General features: G+C 71.6%; 15 protein-coding genes. All 15 read right to left on the bottom strand.

What is annotated here, in order from left to right; genetic code table 11:
- Positions 1-26: 26 nt before the first annotated feature.
- Complete coding sequence (locus LQF12_RS02560; protein ID WP_231054441.1) at positions 27-194, bottom strand: hypothetical protein; 168 nt, start codon at positions 192-194, stop codon at positions 27-29.
- Positions 191-1,624 carry a lysine--tRNA ligase gene (gene lysS, locus LQF12_RS02555; protein WP_231055490.1) on the bottom strand — a complete coding sequence of 478 codons (1,434 nt, stop codon included), beginning with the start codon at positions 1,622-1,624 and terminating at the stop codon, positions 191-193. The genes LQF12_RS02560 and lysS overlap by 4 nt, the downstream gene beginning before the upstream one ends.
- A 94-nt stretch (positions 1,625-1,718) precedes the next feature.
- A complete protein-coding gene (panD, locus tag LQF12_RS02550) occupies positions 1,719-2,162 on the bottom strand; it encodes an aspartate 1-decarboxylase (protein ID WP_231055489.1) in 444 nt (147 codons plus the stop codon).
- Positions 2,162-3,943 (bottom strand): pantoate--beta-alanine ligase, encoded by a 1,782-nt coding sequence (panC, locus tag LQF12_RS16535; RefSeq protein ID WP_435531206.1) that lies wholly within the window; start codon positions 3,941-3,943, stop codon positions 2,162-2,164. The genes panD and panC overlap by 1 nt, the downstream gene beginning before the upstream one ends.
- Positions 3,940-5,394, bottom strand: coding sequence for a PH domain-containing protein (locus LQF12_RS02535; RefSeq protein ID WP_231054440.1), 1,455 nt, complete (start codon positions 5,392-5,394; stop codon positions 3,940-3,942). The genes panC and LQF12_RS02535 overlap by 4 nt, the downstream gene beginning before the upstream one ends.
- Positions 5,391-5,879, bottom strand: a complete 489-nt coding sequence (locus LQF12_RS02530) for a PH domain-containing protein (RefSeq protein WP_231054439.1) — start codon at positions 5,877-5,879, stop codon at positions 5,391-5,393. Before LQF12_RS02530 ends, LQF12_RS02535 begins: the two co-directional genes overlap by 4 nt.
- Before the next feature lie 14 nt (positions 5,880-5,893).
- Positions 5,894-6,373, bottom strand: a complete 480-nt coding sequence (locus LQF12_RS02525) for a DUF3180 family protein (protein ID WP_231054438.1) — start codon at positions 6,371-6,373, stop codon at positions 5,894-5,896.
- Complete coding sequence (gene folK, locus LQF12_RS02520) at positions 6,370-7,671, bottom strand: 2-amino-4-hydroxy-6-hydroxymethyldihydropteridine diphosphokinase (protein WP_231054437.1); 1,302 nt, start codon at positions 7,669-7,671, stop codon at positions 6,370-6,372. The genes LQF12_RS02525 and folK overlap by 4 nt, the downstream gene beginning before the upstream one ends.
- Complete coding sequence (gene folP, locus LQF12_RS02515; protein ID WP_231054436.1) at positions 7,668-8,552, bottom strand: dihydropteroate synthase; 885 nt, start codon at positions 8,550-8,552, stop codon at positions 7,668-7,670. The genes folK and folP overlap by 4 nt, the downstream gene beginning before the upstream one ends.
- 35 nt (positions 8,553-8,587) lie before the next feature.
- Positions 8,588-9,166 (bottom strand): GTP cyclohydrolase I FolE, encoded by a 579-nt coding sequence (folE, locus tag LQF12_RS02510; RefSeq protein WP_231054435.1) that lies wholly within the window; start codon positions 9,164-9,166, stop codon positions 8,588-8,590.
- Complete coding sequence (ftsH, locus tag LQF12_RS02505; RefSeq protein ID WP_231054434.1) at positions 9,163-11,196, bottom strand: ATP-dependent zinc metalloprotease FtsH; 2,034 nt, start codon at positions 11,194-11,196, stop codon at positions 9,163-9,165. Before ftsH ends, folE begins: the two co-directional genes overlap by 4 nt.
- A gap of 132 nt (positions 11,197-11,328) precedes the next feature.
- Positions 11,329-11,883: a hypoxanthine phosphoribosyltransferase gene (gene hpt, locus LQF12_RS02500; RefSeq protein ID WP_231054433.1), complete on the bottom strand. Its 555-nt coding sequence runs from the start codon at positions 11,881-11,883 to the stop codon at positions 11,329-11,331.
- 31 nt (positions 11,884-11,914) lie between these two features.
- On the bottom strand, positions 11,915-12,970 hold the full coding sequence (gene tilS / locus LQF12_RS02495) for a tRNA lysidine(34) synthetase TilS (protein ID WP_231054432.1): 1,056 nt from the start codon (positions 12,968-12,970) through the stop codon (positions 11,915-11,917).
- The gene (locus tag LQF12_RS02490) at positions 12,970-14,034 is read right to left on the bottom strand and encodes a zinc-dependent metalloprotease (RefSeq protein WP_231054431.1); all 1,065 of its coding nucleotides are present in this window, start codon (positions 14,032-14,034) and stop codon (positions 12,970-12,972) included. The genes tilS and LQF12_RS02490 overlap by 1 nt, the downstream gene beginning before the upstream one ends.
- Before the next feature lie 192 nt (positions 14,035-14,226).
- Positions 14,227-15,732: an HNH endonuclease gene (locus tag LQF12_RS02485; RefSeq protein ID WP_231054430.1), complete on the bottom strand. Its 1,506-nt coding sequence runs from the start codon at positions 15,730-15,732 to the stop codon at positions 14,227-14,229.
- Between the last annotated feature and the right edge of the window lie 58 nt (positions 15,733-15,790).

Below are 15,790 nucleotides of genomic sequence, written 5' to 3'. Positions count from 1 at the left end.
ACGAGCGCACCTTCGGTGTCAAAAGGTCAGGAACGAGAATCGCGGGTCTGATCTGTGCCACGTTCCCTTTCAGCACGCGCCTGAGCACGGCGTTCGCGGCGATCTGCCTGAACCATCGCTCGAATGACGATGACGAAAAGCACCGTGACGCCGATGGAAGGCGCCAGGGCAGCCACGAGATCGCCGGTGCTCATGCGCGCGGTTTGACCAACGGGAAGGTGATGGTCTCGCGGATTCCTTGTCCCGTGAGCGCCATGAGGAGCCGGTCGATTCCCATTCCCATACCGCCCGAGGGCGGCATCCCGTGCTCCATCGCCTGGAGGAACTCCTCATCGACCTGCATGGCCTCGGCGTCCCCGCGGGCTGCCAGTCGCGCCTGCTCCTCGAACCGTTCGCGCTGCACCACCGGGTCGACGAGCTCGGAGTATGCGGTCGCGAGCTCGAAACCGCGCACGTACAGGTCCCACTTCTCCACCACGCCCTCCTGCGAGCGGTGGGCACGCGTGAGCGGGGAGGTGTCGACGGGGAAGTCGCGCACGAAGGTGGGCAGATAGAGGGAATGGCCGACAAAGTGCTCCCACAGCTCCTCCACCAGTTTTCCGGCGGTCAGCGTCTTCTCATCCAGGCCGATCCCGGCGCTTTCAGCGAGCCGGCGCAGTTCGGCCATCGGGGTCTGCGGGCTGATCTCCTCCCCGCAGGCCTGAGAGAGCGAGGGATAGAGCTGAATGTCCGCCCATTCGCCGCCGAGATCGTACTCAGACCCGTCCGGCAAAGTCACCACCGTGGTTCCCAGCGCGTCCTGCGCGGCCGTGATCACCAGATCCTTGGTCAGGCGCGCCATGGTGTCGTAATCACCGTAGGCCTCGTACGCCTCGAGCATCGCGAACTCCGGTGAATGCGAAGAATCGGCTCCCTCGTTGCGGAAGTTGCGGTTGATCTCGAACACCCGCTCCACCCCGCCGACCACCGCCCGCTTGAGGAACAGCTCCGGAGCGATCCGCAGATAGAGATCGATGTCGTAGGCATTCATATGCGTGACGAACGGGCGCGCGCTGGCTCCGCCGTGCATGGTCTGCAGCATCGGGGTCTCGATCTCGAGAAAGTCCCGCTCATGGAAGGACCGGCGCAGCGACCGCATCACTGCGGCACGGGTGCGCACCATCTCCCGCGCCGCGGGCCGGGAGATCAGGTCGACGTGGCGACGCCGGACGCGGTTCTCCTCCGAGCTCTCCTTGTGCAGCGCAGGCAGGGGCCGGATCGCCTTGGCAGCGAGCTGCCAGGAATCGGCGAAGACCGAGAGCTCACCGGTGCGGGAGACGATCACCCGCCCCCGGGCGAAGAGGTGGTCGCCCAGATCGATGTCGGCCTTGAACGCCGCCAACGACTCGGGCCCCACCTCGCGCTGGGAGAGCATCACCTGCAGGGTGCGGCCCTCGCCGTCCTGCAGGGTCGCGAAACAGAGCTTGCCGGTGTTGCGCTGGTGGACCACCCGGCCGGCGACGCCGACGACCTCCTGGGTCTCCTCGCCCGCCTCGAGCGTGCCCTCGTGGGCCGCGCGGACTGCCCCGATCGTGTGGGTCACCGGCACCGAGACGGGGTAGGCCTGGCCACCCTCGTCGAGCATGCGCGCACGCTTGGCCAGCCGGATCCGCACCTGCTCGGGGACGTCGACGTCCGGGGCCGGGGGCTGCGCAGGCGTGGTCTCGGTGTTCACCCGATCATCGTAACGAGGTGCTCGAGTGCCACGGCACTGCAGCGGTCGCCAGCCCGCTCCCGGGCCCCACGGCGCCCGGGTCGTGGCCCAGCTCGCGCATCCGGTTCTGCGCGTCCACGTGCACGACCGGGGGCGCGTAGGTCCGTGCCTCGTCGTCCGGCATGAGGCCGTAGGCGATGATGATGACCAGGTCGCCCGGGTGCACCAGATGCGCGGCAGCGCCGTTGATGCAGATCTGACCGCCACCGGGCTCCCCGGCGATCACGTACGTCGTCAGCCGGGAGCCGTTGGTGATGTCCACGACGTCGACCTGGTGGCCCTCGGGCAGGTCGGCCGCCTCCAGCAGATCGGCGTCGACGGTGATCGACCCCACATAGTTCAGATCGGCCTGCGTCACCGTGGCGCGGTGGATCTTGCCCACCATCATCGGCCTCAGCATCCCGGTCATCATGCCTCTTCCTGCGGCGGCCAGGTGACCACCGCGTTATCGATCAGACGCGTGGCGCCGACCCGTGCGGCCACGACCAACAGCGCGGTCGGGCCGGAGTGGTGGTCGGTCCAGGGACTCATCGTCGCCTCGTCCACCAGGTCGAGATAGGACGGCCGGACCAGGTCCGGGTCCCGCTCCTCGAGGACGTCCCGGGCGGCGGCGAGCACGCCCTCCACGGTACTCCCCTCGGCGGCGGCCTGCGCCCCCGCGCGCACTGCTCGCGAGAGCACCAGGGCGGCGAGGCGCTGCTGCTGGTCGAGGTAGGCGTTCCGGCTCGACATCGCCAGCCCGTCGGGCTCGCGCACGATGGGCACGGCCTCGATCCGCACCGGGAGGTTCTGGTCGGCCACCATGCGCCGCACCAGCGCCAGCTGCTGGGCGTCCTTCTGCCCGAACACGCTCACATCGGCCCCCGTGAGGTGCAGGAGCTTGCTCACCACCGTCAGCATGCCGTCGAAGTGCCCGGGCCGGTCGGCGCCCTCGAGCACCTCCCCCATCCTGCCGGCGGTGAGGGTGACCTGCGGGGCGCCGTCGGGGTACATCTGGGACTCGGGCGGCGCGAAGACCAGGTCGACCCCCTCCCGCTCCAGCGCGGCCACGTCCGCATCGAGCGTGCGCGGGTAGGCCTCGAGGTCCTCACCGGCGCCGAACTGCAGCGGGTTGACGAAGATGGTCACGATCACCTTGGCGGCGAGGTTACGGGCGTGGCGCACCAGCTCGAGGTGGCCCTCGTGCAGGGCGCCCATGGTCATCACGACGGCGACCGGCTCGTCCCAGGACGCGCGCCACCGCCGTAGCTCGGCGATGGTGCGCACGACCTCGGGTCCGCCCAGAGGCTCCGCGGCGGCCGGATGCAACGCGTCCAGGAGTCGGGTGGCAGAACGCTCCGAGATCCGTCGCACCGCCAGCGCCCGCTGCACCGTCGCCGTCGCCAGGGTGACGTAGCTCTCGGGGACATCGACGAGCGCCGGGTCCTCACTCACCAGTTCCCGCAACGCGTGCAGGTGCTCGCGCACGGTCCCGGCATCGCCGCGCACGACCGGCCCGGTCAGCGTGGCCTCACCGCCGCGCAGGGCCCCGTCCAGGGCTGCCGTGAGCAGCGGGGCGAGCAGCGTCCCGCCGTCGCTGACCCCGGCCGCCCCGAGCACCCGGATGGCCTGGGCGGTGAGGGTGACCAGGTGGTTCCCGCCGTGCGCGAGGGCCGCGTGGTAGGCCGCGCGCGCCTGCTCCGGCAGGACGATCGGCTCGCCTCCGAGCTCGACCACGAGCGCCTGTGCGATCGGTAGGACCGCGGCGTCGGCCGTGACGGCGAACGGGAGACCGTCCATCCGCGCCAGGTCCACGCTGGTGCCGGTGAAGGTCATGGCCGGGTGGATCGCGAGCGGGATGGCTCCCGCGGCGCGGGCCGGGGCGAGGACGTCCACCCCGTGGCGACCAGCGGTGTGGACGATCAGCTGGCCGGGTTGGAACACGCCGAGCCGGGCCAGTCCGCTGACCAGCTCGGCGAGGACGTCGTCGGGCACCGTGAGCAGCACCAGCTCGCTGCGCTCGACGACGTCGCGCACGTCCAGCACCGGCACCTGCGGCAGCAGCACGTCGATCCGCTCGAGCGTGTCCTCGGACGCACCGCTGGCCCCCACGACCGCGTGACCGGTGCTGCGCAGCGCACTCGCCAGCACCGCTCCCACACGTCCGGCGCCGACGACGCCGACGCCCAGCCGGCCCGGGCGGGAGGTCACGGAGCCGCCGGGCGGGAGGGGAGAATGCCTCCGAAGACCTCGGGAGCCCGCTCCGGTGCGGCCGCGGCCGTCATCCAGCGCTCGGGTCCGGCGCTGTGGCGGGCATGGCGAGCGCGCCGCGTCATCTGCTCGAGCAGCTCGTGCGTCGCCGCGGCATCCTGGTGATGCACCTGCGGGACGATGGAGCCGGGAGTGGAGTGGACGGCGAACGTGGCGAGATCGAGGCGACGTTCCCACGGCCCCTGGGTGATGCCGAAGGACTGGATCCGCTCGTGCGGCACCAGCACGAGCGAGCGCCACCATCGTCCGGTGCGCATCAGCACGGCCGTCCCGGTCATCCGCACACCGGTGCGGCGCCAGGTCAACGGGTCGAGCCAGCGCGCCCGGGCGGGCGTGTGCTCAAAGCCTTCGTCGGTGCCGGTGCCGAGCAGGCCGGCACGCAGCACCTCCAGCGGGCGCTCGTCGCCGAGATCGGGGTGGACGAGCGAGAGCAGGTGCGCCGCCTCGGCCTCGGTGGCGACCGGGTAGAGGACGCTGCCGGTGGTCTCCTCCGCCCCGTATCCGGCGATGTTGACGGTGATCCGCCACCACCCCTTGGTGCGCCACAGCGGCGGCTGCGCGAGACGCACGGCCTGCACGCGGCCGGGGGGAACGGTGCGGGCCTTGGACTCGAGCAGGCCCTGCCGCACCCGGATGCCGTCCGGCGAGGTGGCCACCCGGAAGGAGAACTCCCCGGCGAAGCGTCCCCAGAAGTAGGCGGCGGCGCCCAGCAGCGGCGCGCCCATCGCGAAGAAGGAGGAGAGGTTGCCGGAGACCACGGCGAGCACGATCACCGCCACCGCCGCCAGCAGCATCCCGACGATGCCACCGGACAGCGCCAGAGACCCGACGAGGCGGCCGGGCGAGAGGGTGTACAGGTGCATCTCGGGCGCGGCCGGAGCGTGCTGCTCGCCGGCGTCGTCGGTCTCCAGGGTCACACCGGCCGCGCGGGCCAGGAGCTCGTTGCGCAGCCGCTGCGCTTCGTCCTCACGCAGGTAGGCCAGTGACAGGTTGGACCCGGCACCGCCGGCGCTCTCGATCTTCAGGGCGGCGAACCCGGTGAACCGGGCGAGCAACGGCTGGGTGACGTCGATCGTCTGCAGCCGGTCCAGCCGGACGTGGCGCTGCTGGCGGAACAGGACCCCGGAGTGCAGGAAGATGCTGTCCTCGGAGATGCCGTACTTCGTGCGCGACCACGCCAGCGCCGAGAACCCGAGACCGAGCAGCGCGCCCAGCACGATCACCCCGGCCACGATCAGCAGGAGGGTCGTCACGGCCAGGTCGATCTCTCCCAGCTGGTCGGCGGACTGCCACACGAAGACCGCGAACAGACCGGCAGCCACTTTCCAGGCGTTCAGCACCGGCGTGATGCGGTGCAGCCGGCGCCACTCGATGTGCTCGGTCGAAGTCACAGGCCGGCCAGCCTCGCCTCGCCACGGGCCGAGAGCTGGTCGCGCAGGCGAGAGGCCTCAGCCTCCGGCAGGCCGGGGATGGAGGCATCCGACTGGGCCGAGGCGGTGTGCAGCTGCACCTGCGCGATCCCCATCGACCGGGCGATGGGTCCGGCGTCGACGTCGACGTACTGCATCCGCCCGTAGGGCACGACGACCAGGGACCGGAAGAGGACGCCCTTGCGGATGAGCAGCTCGTCCTCGAGTTCGGCGTACCCGATCGCGTGCACCTGCCGCGGGATCAGCCACAGCAGCCACACCAGCAGGATGCCGAGCGCGGCCGGCGCCGCCCAGACCGCCGGCGCGGTGAAGATAGCCAGCACCACGGTCCCCGCGATCGGGATCCCGAGGCCGATCGAGACACCGATCTGCCGCACCGGGACGAGCTTGGGAGAGACGGGCTGCCAGTCGGCGCCCTCGACCTCGAACGGGGATGCTGCACTCATGCGGCCATTGTGACTCACGTGCTCGCGTTTCCGAACCCGGGAGTGGGGTCCTCGTCCTCGTCGTCCGGGGTGCGACAGCACCACTGGGTGATCATGCCGGCCGCGCCCAGTGCGAGGGCACCGACCAGGGCCAGCGCCGAGCGGAGGGCCAGCTCACGCGGCTCGGGCGCACTCAGGCGTGGTACGGCCAGCGCGAGCTGGGCGAGCAGATACCCGACGTGGATCGCCGCCGTGATCGCCGCCGCCTGGCCGAGCGCGAGGATGCGCGCGGCGCCGACGGGATCGTCCAGGCGAGCACGGACCACGGCTCGCCGGACCCGCAGCCCGAGCACGAGCACGAGCGCGGCGAGTGCGAACAGGACGCCGGTCAGTAGGAGCGGCACGTCGGGCGCCAGGTTGCCGCGCGTGGTCCACCACCGCAGGCCCACCACGCTGATCGTCCCCGCGACCACCACGACGGCGCCGAGGGTCGGCCAGCGCAGCCTCGCGATCACTCGTCCCGGCGCAGCGGCTGCCAGCGAGGCGCGAGCGGGGCCTCGCCCGCGGGTTCGCTGCGCACCCACGGCAGTGCGTCGTCGGCGGGGGCTGACTCTGGTTCGGGCTCGGGTTCGGGCTCGGGCTCGGGTTCGGGTTCGGGTTCGGGCTCCGGTTCAGGCTCCGGCTCAGGTGCGGCCGGCGCCTCGACGGGCGCCTCGACCGGGGGCGCCACCGGCGCCGGGGCCACCGGGGCCTGTCTCGGTGCCGGCTCCTCGAGCCAGTCCAGGGCCAGCCACCGCACCCCGGCGCGGTCGGGTGCTGTCTCGGCGAGCGAGCTCACGGGCCCGCCGCCCAGACCCGGCAGGAAGGCGTCGGGATCGGCCTGTGCCCACGGCACCAGCACGAACGCCCGCTCGTTCGCCCGCGGATGCGGCAGCGTGAGCTCGGGGTCGGTGGAGGTGAGACTGCCGTAGACGATGATGTCGACGTCGAGGGTGCGTTCGCCCCATCGGTGCGAACGCTGCCTCCCGTGGCTGGTCTCCAGGTGCTGGACGAGCGCCAACATCTCGCGCGGGGAGAGCGTCGTGGTCGCGAGCACGACGGCGTTGAGATAGTCCGGCTGGGCCACCGCGTCCGCCTGCAGCACCGCGGAGGTGCGGGCGAGGGGTGAGACCTCCTCGACCGTGAGGCCTTCGGCGTCGGACAGCTCGGCGATGACGCTGCGCAGCGTGGCGCGCACGTCTCCGACGTTCCCGCCGAGCGCGAGGACCACCGGCACCGGGGCGTCGGGGGCTGCGTCCAGGTCGGCCGCGCGGGGAGTGTGAGAGGAGCGCTCCGGTGCCGCCGCCGCCGGCACCGGCGCGGACTCGGGCTCTGGGGCCACCTCCGGCGCACCTGCCGGGGCGGCATCGCCGGATTCCTGCTCGGCGTCGGCGCGGCGGCGCACCATCACCTGCACGTCGGTGAAGGGCACACCCAGGGGCGCCTCGGGCTTGTGCACGGTCACCTCGACGGTGCGCACACCAGGATGGGCCAGCAGCGCGGTCGCGATCCGGTTCGCCAGGGTCTCGATCAGGTCGACCGGCTCGCCCTCGATGTGGTCGACAACCTGCTGCGCGACGGCGCCGTAGTCGACCGTCCGCGCGAGGTCGTCGGAGGCGGCCGCGGCCCGGGTGTCGACCCCCATCACGACGTCGACGAGGAAGGTCTGCCCCTCCCGGCGCTCCTCGGGGAAGACCCCGTGCCGGCCGACGCCACCGATCCCCAGCAGGCGGATCTCGTCGAGCTGCTCGAGCGCTGCGTCGGTGCCTGTCATCGCGACCCTTTCTGTGCGCTGTCCGCGCGTGAGTCCAGCCTAGCCCCGGCCTGACGCCAGGCCTGAGCCACCCGGACGGCGTCCACCGATCCGATCACATCGTGCACCCGCACGCCCCACACGCCACGCTCCGCCACGAGCGCCGTGACGGCAGCCGTGGCCCGGTCGCGGAACGCGGGCAGCGACTCGGCCCCCGCGGACTGCAGCATCTCCCCGAGGAAACGCTTGCGCGAGGCCCCGATCAGGATCGGGTAGCCGAGCTCCATCAGCTCGTCCACCCGGTTCAGCAGCTCCCAGTTGTGGGCCCCGTCCTTGGCGAAGCCGAGGCCGGGATCGAGGACGAGCTGGTGCTCGCCCACCCCGGCGGCCCGGACCGCCTCGACCCGCGCCGCGAGCTCGGCCCGCACCTGCGCCACCACGTCCTCGTACCGGGCGAGGTCGGTCATCACATCCGAGTGCCCGCGCCAGTGCGAGAGCACGTATCTGCAGCCGGATTCCGCCACCACGGCGGCCATCTCGGGATCGGCGAGCCCACCGGAGACGTCGTTGACCGTCCGCGCACCCGCTTCCAGCGCACGGGCCGCCACCTGCGAGCGCATCGTGTCGACGCTGACGCTCGCACCGGCCGCGGTGAGGTCACGGACCACGGGCAACACGCGCTCGAGCTCCTCCTCGAGGCTCACCCGTGCCGCGCCGGGCCGGGTCGACTCACCGCCGACGTCGACGAGGTCGGCACCCTGGGCCATGAGGTGGCGTCCGTGGGCGACGGCGACGTCCGGGGCGAACCACTGACCGCCGTCGCTGAAGGAGTCCGGCGTCACGTTGACCACGCCCATCACCAGCGTGCGCGTCGCGCCGTCGCGGGGGCTCGTCGGGCTCATCCCGGCCACCCTACCCGCGACCGGTGCCGGTCGGCTCAGCCGCGGGAGATGAGGCTGATCGCCTCGGCCCTGGTGGCTGTCTCCCGCATCAGGCCACGCACCGCCGAGGTGACGGTGCGTGAGCCGGGCTTGCGCACCCCGCGCATCGACATGCACAGGTGCTCGCACTCCACGACGACGATCACGCCGCGCGCGCCCACGAGGTCAACGAGAGCGTCGGCCACCTGGGTGGTGAGGCGTTCCTGAACCTGGGGCCGTTTCGCGTACAGGTCCACGAGCCGGGCCAGCTTGCTCAACCCGGTGACCGTGCCGGCCGCGGAGGGGATGTAGCCCACGTGGGCCACGCCGTGGAATGGCAGCAGGTGATGTTCGCAGGTGGAGTAGACCTCGATGTCGCGCACGAGGATCATCTCCTCGTGGTCGATGTCGAAGAAGGTCGCCACGACGTCTTCCGGGCGCTGGCGCAGCCCGGCGAAGATCTCGCGATACGCCTTGGCGAGCCTGGCCGGGGTCTCCCGCAGCCCCTCGCGGTCCGGGTCCTCCCCGACGGCGACCAGCAGGTCCCGGACGGCGCGCTCGACCCCGGCGGAGTCGTAGGCGCGGGTCTCGGTCACTGCGGGCCGTCCTGCCCGCCCTCGCCCGGCAGCCCGTCCTCGCCTGGCAGTCCGTCCTCACCGGCCGCGGCGACCTCGTCCTGCGGAGGCATCGGGTCCTCGCCGCGCGTGACCTCGACGGGCGTCTGCACCGGCGGGATCTGGCTGACGGTGCGCTCCTGGCTGGAGAGCCATACCGGGCGGGGATCGCGCTTGACCACCGGGGTGAACACCTCGGCCAGCTCGGCCTGGTTCAGCGTCTCACGCTCCAGCAGAGCCAGCGCCAGCGCATCCAGTACGTGCCGGTACTCGGTCAACACCGTCCACGCCTCGTCGTGCGCACTCTCGATCAGGCGCCGCACCTCCTGGTCGACCAGGCCGGCGACGTCCTCGGAGTACTCGCGCTGATGACCCATGTCGCGGCCGAGGAACACCTCGGAGTCGGCGGTGCCGAGGCGGATCGAGCCGACCCGCTCGCTCATGCCGTACTCCTTGACCATCTTGCGTGCGGTCGCGGTCGCCTTCTCGATGTCGTTCGAGGCACCGGTGGTGGGGTCGTGGAAGACGATCTCTTCCGCCACCCGGCCGCCCATCGCGTAGGCGAGCTGGTCGAGCAGCTCGTTGCGCGTGGTGGAGTACTTGTCCTCGCTGGGCATCACCATCGTATAACCGAGGGCGCGGCCCCGGGGAAGGATCGTGACCTTGGTGACCGGATCGGTGTAGCGCAACGCTGCGGCGACCAGGGCGTGGCCGCCCTCGTGATAGGCGGTGACCTTGCGTTCCTTCTCGTTCATCACCCGCGTCTTCTTCTGCGGTCCGGCGATGACGCGATCGATCGCCTCGTCCAGCTCACGGTCACCGATCATGGTCCCGTTGGTGCGGGCGGTGAGCAGGGCGGCTTCGTTCAGCGCGTTCGCGAGATCGGCGCCGGTGAATCCTGGGGTGCGCTTGGCGATGGCGTGCAGGTCCACGTTCGGCGCCATCGGCTTGCCCTGGGCATGCACGGCCAGGATCGCCTCGCGGCCCTTCAGGTCCGGGGACTCGACCGCGATCTGCCGGTCGAATCGGCCCGGGCGCAGCAGCGCCGGGTCGAGGATGTCTGGCCGGTTGCTGGCGGCGATGAGGATGACGTTGGCGTTGACGTCGAAGCCGTCCATCTCCACCAGCAGCTGGTTGAGGGTCTGCTCGCGCTCGTCGTGCCCGCCACCGAGGCCCGCGCCGCGCTGGCGGCCGACGGCGTCGATCTCGTCGACGAAGATGATCGCCGGGGCGTTCGCCTTGGCCTGCTCGAACAGGTCCCGGACGCGCGAGGCACCGACACCGACGAACATCTCGACGAAGTCCGACCCGGAGATCGAGTAGAACGGCACCCCGGCCTCACCGGCGACCGAACGCGCGAGCAGGGTCTTGCCGGTTCCCGGCGGCCCGTAGAGCAGCACACCCTTGGGGATCTTGGCGCCTACGGCCTGGAAGCGAGCCGGGTCGGCGAGGAAGTCCTTGATCTCGCCGAGCTCCTCGACAGCCTCCTCCACGCCGGCCACGTCGGTGAAGGAGACCTTCGGGGTCTCCTTGGTGACCTGCTTGGCCTTGGACTTGCCGAAGTTCATCATGCGGGAGTTCCCGCCCTGCATGCGCGAGAGGATGAACCAGAAGACACCCACCAGCAGCAGCACGGTCAGGAGCGTCAGCAGCAGGCTCGACCACCACGGCGTCTGCGGGACAACCGAGTTGTACCCGCCCTCGGGGTCGGCGGCGGCCACTGCCTGGGCGACGGTCTCGGCCTGCGGTTCGACGTAGTAGAACTCCACGTCGGTGCCGTAGTCGGTGTCGTCGTCGCCGACGTAGGCCTCGCTCAGCGTCAGGTTGACGCGCTGTTGGCCGTCGGTGATCTCCACCTGCTCGATCGTGTCGCCCTCGAGCAGTTCCAGGCCGGCGGAGGTGTCGATCTGCTGGACGCCACCACCACCGAGGAGCTGAAAACTCACGACGATCACGATGATCGGGATGAGGATCCAGATCAGCGGCCCACGCAGCAGCTTCTTCACGTTCATCGCACCTTCGGAGCCGTGCCCCGGTCCCTCCTGCTAGCAGTTCTACCCGGTGACGCTATACGACCAGGCCGTGTGCTCGTGCACGTGTTCGCCTATGGCAGTAGGCGGGAACACCGCACCCGCCCTGGGCGTTCAGCGTTGGTAGACGTGCTCGGCGAGGGTGCCGACGAACGGCAGGTTCCGGTACCGCCCGTCGTAGTCCAGCCCATATCCGACGACGAACTCGCTCGGCACGTCGACTCCCACGTAGGCGACGTCGACCTCGACCTTCGCGGCGTCGGGCTTGCGCAGGAGCGTAGCCACCTTCACCGAGGCGGGATTGCGGCTGCGCAGGTTGGACAGCAACCAGGAGAGCGTGAGCCCGGAGTCGATGATGTCCTCGGCGATCAGGACATGCTTGCCGTCGATGTCGGTGTCCAGGTCCTTGAGGATGCGGACCACACCGGAGGACTTGGTGCCCGACCCGTAGGAGGAGACGGCCATCCAGTCCATCGTCAGGTCGGTGTGGAGACGGCGCGAGAGGTCGGCCATCACCATCACGGCGCCCTTGAGGACGCCGACGAGGAGGATCTCCTTGCCCTCGTAGTCGGCGTCGATCTGCGCAGCCATGCGGTCGAGGGTGGCGCCGATCTGTTCCTCGGTGAGCAGGACCTTCTCGAGGTCTGCACCCATGTCGGTCGCGTCCACTCCACTCTCCCTGAGGTATGCCGGGGCAGGGTCAGTAGGGTCCGGGTGGGCCGGACGCTCCTGCGCTGAGGACAAGCCTGCCACAGGTACGGGTGGCGCTGACCCCGCCGGGAAGGTGGGTGGGGCCCTGGCCGGACCAGTCCGAGACGAGGGCGTCCATCGCCTCCACGTGGACGTGACCCAGCCCACCCGCAGCGGCTCCCGCACGCAACGCGGCCAGGCGCAGCACCCGCAGACGCAGCGCCGGCGGCAATGCCACGACGGCCCCGACGTCGAGCGCGATCTGCTCGCTCCCGTCCTGCACGATGCGGGTGTACTCCGCCTCGGCGAGCTGGTCGAGGAGGTCGGCGTCGTCCCGCGCCAGCCGGGCTGTGCGCACCAAACCGGCCCGCGCGCCCGGGCCCAGCGCCTCCTCGAGCGCCGGCAGCACCCGGTGCCGGACCGCGGCCCGGGGCAGTGCACGGCCGTCGGCCGTGCGCCAGGGGCCGTCGACGGCGTTCGTCGGGTCGTCCCACACCACCAGCCCCAGGGCGTGGCACGCGTCGCGCGTGTCCGCCCGGGACGCCGTCAGGAAGGGGCGCCAAAAGCCCGCGCGGACGGCGGCCATCGCGGCCAGTGAGCGGGTCCCGGACCCGCGGGCGAGCGCCAGCAGCACCGTCTCGGCCTGGTCGTCGGCGGTGTGCCCCAGCAGCACCGCACGTGCCCCGTGCCGGCGGGAGGCCTCGGTCAGCGCGTCGTAACGGGCCGCGCGCGCGCCGGCCTCGGGCCCCTCGCCCTTTCCGGTGACGGTGGCGCGGACCACCTCGACGGGAGCGAGGCCGAGGCCGGCGCAGGTGTCACCGGCCGCCTGGGCCACGGCCTCGCTACCCGGTTGGAGCCCGTGATCGACGACGACGGCGCCGGCGCGAAGGCCCAGCCGAGGCGCGACGAAGGCGGCGGCGGCCGCGAGGGCGAGCGAGTCCGGGCCTCCGGAACAGGCGACCAGGAGCAGCTCCCCCCGTGAGACCTCACCGGCCTCGAGCCGTTCCTCGAGGAAGGTGCGGGTCGTGTGCCGCAGCCGGGCCACCGGGGCCGCGGGTCCGGGCATCAGCCGTGGACGCGCCGCACCCAGCGCTCCGGGTGGGCGATCTCGTCCGCTGCTGGCAGGTGCTCCGCGCCGGCCCAGACGGCGTTGAACCCCTCGTGGCCGACACGGTCGACCACGGCGCGCACGAAGGCGGCACCATTGCGGTACTGGGCGAGCTTGGCATCGAGCCCGAGCAGCCGGCGCAGCACCAGGTCCACGGGGCCGGTGCCCTCGCGCCGCTTCTCGAAGGACTTCCGGATCTTCTTCACGGTGGGCACCACCCGCGGGCCGACGGCGTCCATCACCACGTCCGCATGCCCCTCCAGCAAGGACATCACCGCGACCGACTGCTCGATGGCGGCGCGTTCGTCCTCGGTGAGGACGGCATCGAGCAGGGCACCGGCGGGAGCGTCCCGACGCTCGCCGGAGACCACCCCGGGAAGGGCACGCAGCAGATCCTGCAGGCGGCGACCCCCGCCCTCGACGTCGGCGACGGTGGTCATCAGTGAGCGCATCGTGGTGCGCATGTGGGCGGCGAGCCAGGGAGCGGCAGCGAACTGCAGTGCGTGGGTCTGCTCGTGCAGGCAGACCCACATCCCGAAGTCGCGCCGATCGGCGCCGATGTCACGGTGGATGCGCAGGATGTTCGGTGCCACCAGCACCAGGCGCCCGGCCCGCCCGGTGTCGGGGGCGGTGGCGAAGGGGTCGTACTGACCCAGCACCTTCGACGCGAGCAGCGCGAGGAGCGCACCGAGTTCCTCGCCCGCGAACCGGTGGCCCCACGGCGCCGAGGGGCGGGGCAGCACGTCGCCCACCGTGCCCTGCAGCATCGTGATGTTCGCGGCCGCCCAGCGCGGTCTGTCGACCACGTAGACCGGGCCCGCACCGGCCCGCAACGCCGGTTCGAGCAGCCCCGTCACGGCACCCACGTGCGCAGGCGCCTCGAGCGCGCTCGCCCGCAGCTCGTCGACGAACTCCGTCAGCGTCTGCCTGTCCATCTGAGGACCCACCGGCGCCAGCGCAGCCGCCCGGGAGGCAGCGAGCTGCCAATCGACGGCGTCCCTGCCGGCTGCGGTCTGCGTCATGCGTCCACCCTACGGTGTGGGTCCTGGGGCGCTCCGCGGGAGGGCGTGGGGCCCCGCCGCTGCCGGCGGCCGAAGATACCCGGAGATGCCCGGAGATGCCCGGAGATCGCCGGGTCTAGGTCCAGGCCCAGGACGCCGGCGTGCCGGTGTCCCCGTCGGCGGTGGTGGTCGGCGGGGTCCGGGGCGGGGTGATCAGAAGGGTGGCGGGTCGGTGCTACCGGTGCTGCCGGGACCGCGCGCTGCTGGCGGCTGCCCGCGGGGAGGACGGGACGGCATCGCCTTGGCGGCGGTGCGCATCGAGTCCAAGGCTCGTTGGCGCACCCGTGCGGTCGAAGTCGCTGCGGTCCCCGGTGAGCCGGGCAGGTCGAAGGTGCCGGCGGGGGTGACCAGATAGGCGCCGCCGTCGGGACTGGCCCAGTGGTAAGTGCCGGGGGTGATCACCTGGTAGGTCCAGCCCGCGTGCGTCTTCGCGCGATGGTGGCGCCGGCACAGTGCTGCCAGGTTGGTCGAGGTGGCGGGCCCGCCGTGCTCGTACCGTTCGATGTGGTCCAGGTCGCCGGCCCGAGCGCTGCGGTGGCAGAACGGGAACCGGCACGTGCCATCGCGCAGGATCACCTGCTCACGCAGCCTGGGACTCGCCTCATACGTGCTCGCCGCGTACTCGGCGTTGAGGTCGACCACCGGCCGCACCAGCACCCGCCCGGCGGTGGCGCACCAGGTGCGGACCTGCTCGGCGGTGATCGGGGAGCGGGTGTTCTCACACCGCCCCACACCAGAAGACTGCTCATCGAGGTCGGCGGCCGGCAGGTGCAAATACAGCAACACCGTCCGCCCCGTCGCTTCGTTGGGATCGCCGGAGTCACTGGCGCTGTCATCGTCCCCGGTGGCCCGGACCATGGTCTGGCCGCGGGCGAGGTCGCCGAGTGCGACCGAGCGGCGCACGTCCTCACTGGCACCGGGCATGAGGGCCTTCAACGCGGCTGCGCGGGCGGAGAGGGCTGCTTCCAGGTCCAGTGCGTCGGCGAGGTCGAGGCCGCCGTCGATGCCGATCACGCTCATCGACCCGGGCTCCTGACCGTCACCGGCGCGGCCGAGGTGGATGTTCACCCGCCGCCCCTCCAACGCCGCCTCACGGTCCCGCTCGGCCTGGTCGGGGTCGAAGGTCGCCACCGCCGCAGCCACGGTGCGTTCGATCTGAGCCACCGAGCACGACCCGATCGCCCAGGCGACCTGGGCATCGACCCAGGCGGCCCCAGCGGCGGGGAGCTTCTTGCTCAACCGCGCCACCGTCCTGGCCCGATGGACACTGACCTGCCCGGCCCTGACCCGGGACCACAGCACCGGCAGGCGGTAGGCCAGCTCGACCACCCCGCCGACGTAGTTCATGGCGGCCTCGTTGGACTGTCCCAGTGCCGTGGCCAGGCGGGTGAAACCGAGATCGGCCACCCACGGGGCACCCTCCCCAGCCAGGCGCATCGGCTGCTCGGTCCCCGGCAACCCGACATGAACATCCGGGTCGAACACCGCAGTCCCGGTCGTCTCCTCCGGATCGATCGCCGCCTCGCCCACCCACGCCAGCACCAGCTCCGCGCGCTCGACCTCCACCGCCCGAGCCGCCACCCCGTTGGCCCGCACCGCAGCCAACAGTTCCTTCTCGGCCGGAGCCGAGAACGAGGAAACTGTGGCTGTCGATGTCATGAAAGAACCCTCCCACCGACCACCGACACTGACCCATCACCCCAGGTCAGAGGCCATA

The sequence above is a fragment of the Ruania suaedae genome (genome assembly GCF_021049265.1).
In the GTDB taxonomy this organism is placed as follows: Bacteria; Actinomycetota; Actinomycetes; order Actinomycetales; family Beutenbergiaceae; genus Ruania; species Ruania suaedae.
The sequence above is the reverse complement of the archived record's forward strand: the minus strand, read 5'-3'. Positions and strand labels throughout refer to the sequence as shown.

What these genes read in the sequence shown, in the direction of transcription:
- LQF12_RS02560 (WP_231054441.1), bottom strand. Translation starts at nt 194, where the DNA reads ATGAGCACCGGCGATCTCGTGGCTGCCCTGGCGCCTTCCATCGGCGTC.
- lysS (WP_231055490.1), bottom strand. Translation starts at nt 1,624, where the DNA reads ATGCTCGACGAGGGTGGCCAGGCCTACCCCGTCTCGGTGCCGGTGACC.
- panD (WP_231055489.1), bottom strand. Translation starts at nt 2,162, where the DNA reads ATGACCGGGATGCTGAGGCCGATGATGGTGGGCAAGATCCACCGCGCC.
- LQF12_RS02530 (WP_231054439.1), bottom strand. Translation starts at nt 5,879, where the DNA reads ATGAGTGCAGCATCCCCGTTCGAGGTCGAGGGCGCCGACTGGCAGCCC.
- folK (WP_231054437.1), bottom strand. Translation starts at nt 7,671, where the DNA reads ATGACAGGCACCGACGCAGCGCTCGAGCAGCTCGACGAGATCCGCCTG.
- folP (WP_231054436.1), bottom strand. Translation starts at nt 8,552, where the DNA reads ATGAGCCCGACGAGCCCCCGCGACGGCGCGACGCGCACGCTGGTGATG.
- ftsH (WP_231054434.1), bottom strand. Translation starts at nt 11,196, where the DNA reads ATGAACGTGAAGAAGCTGCTGCGTGGGCCGCTGATCTGGATCCTCATC.
- tilS (WP_231054432.1), bottom strand. Translation starts at nt 12,970, where the DNA reads ATGCCCGGACCCGCGGCCCCGGTGGCCCGGCTGCGGCACACGACCCGC.
- LQF12_RS02490 (WP_231054431.1), bottom strand. Translation starts at nt 14,034, where the DNA reads ATGACGCAGACCGCAGCCGGCAGGGACGCCGTCGATTGGCAGCTCGCT.
- LQF12_RS02485 (WP_231054430.1), bottom strand. Translation starts at nt 15,732, where the DNA reads ATGACATCGACAGCCACAGTTTCCTCGTTCTCGGCTCCGGCCGAGAAG.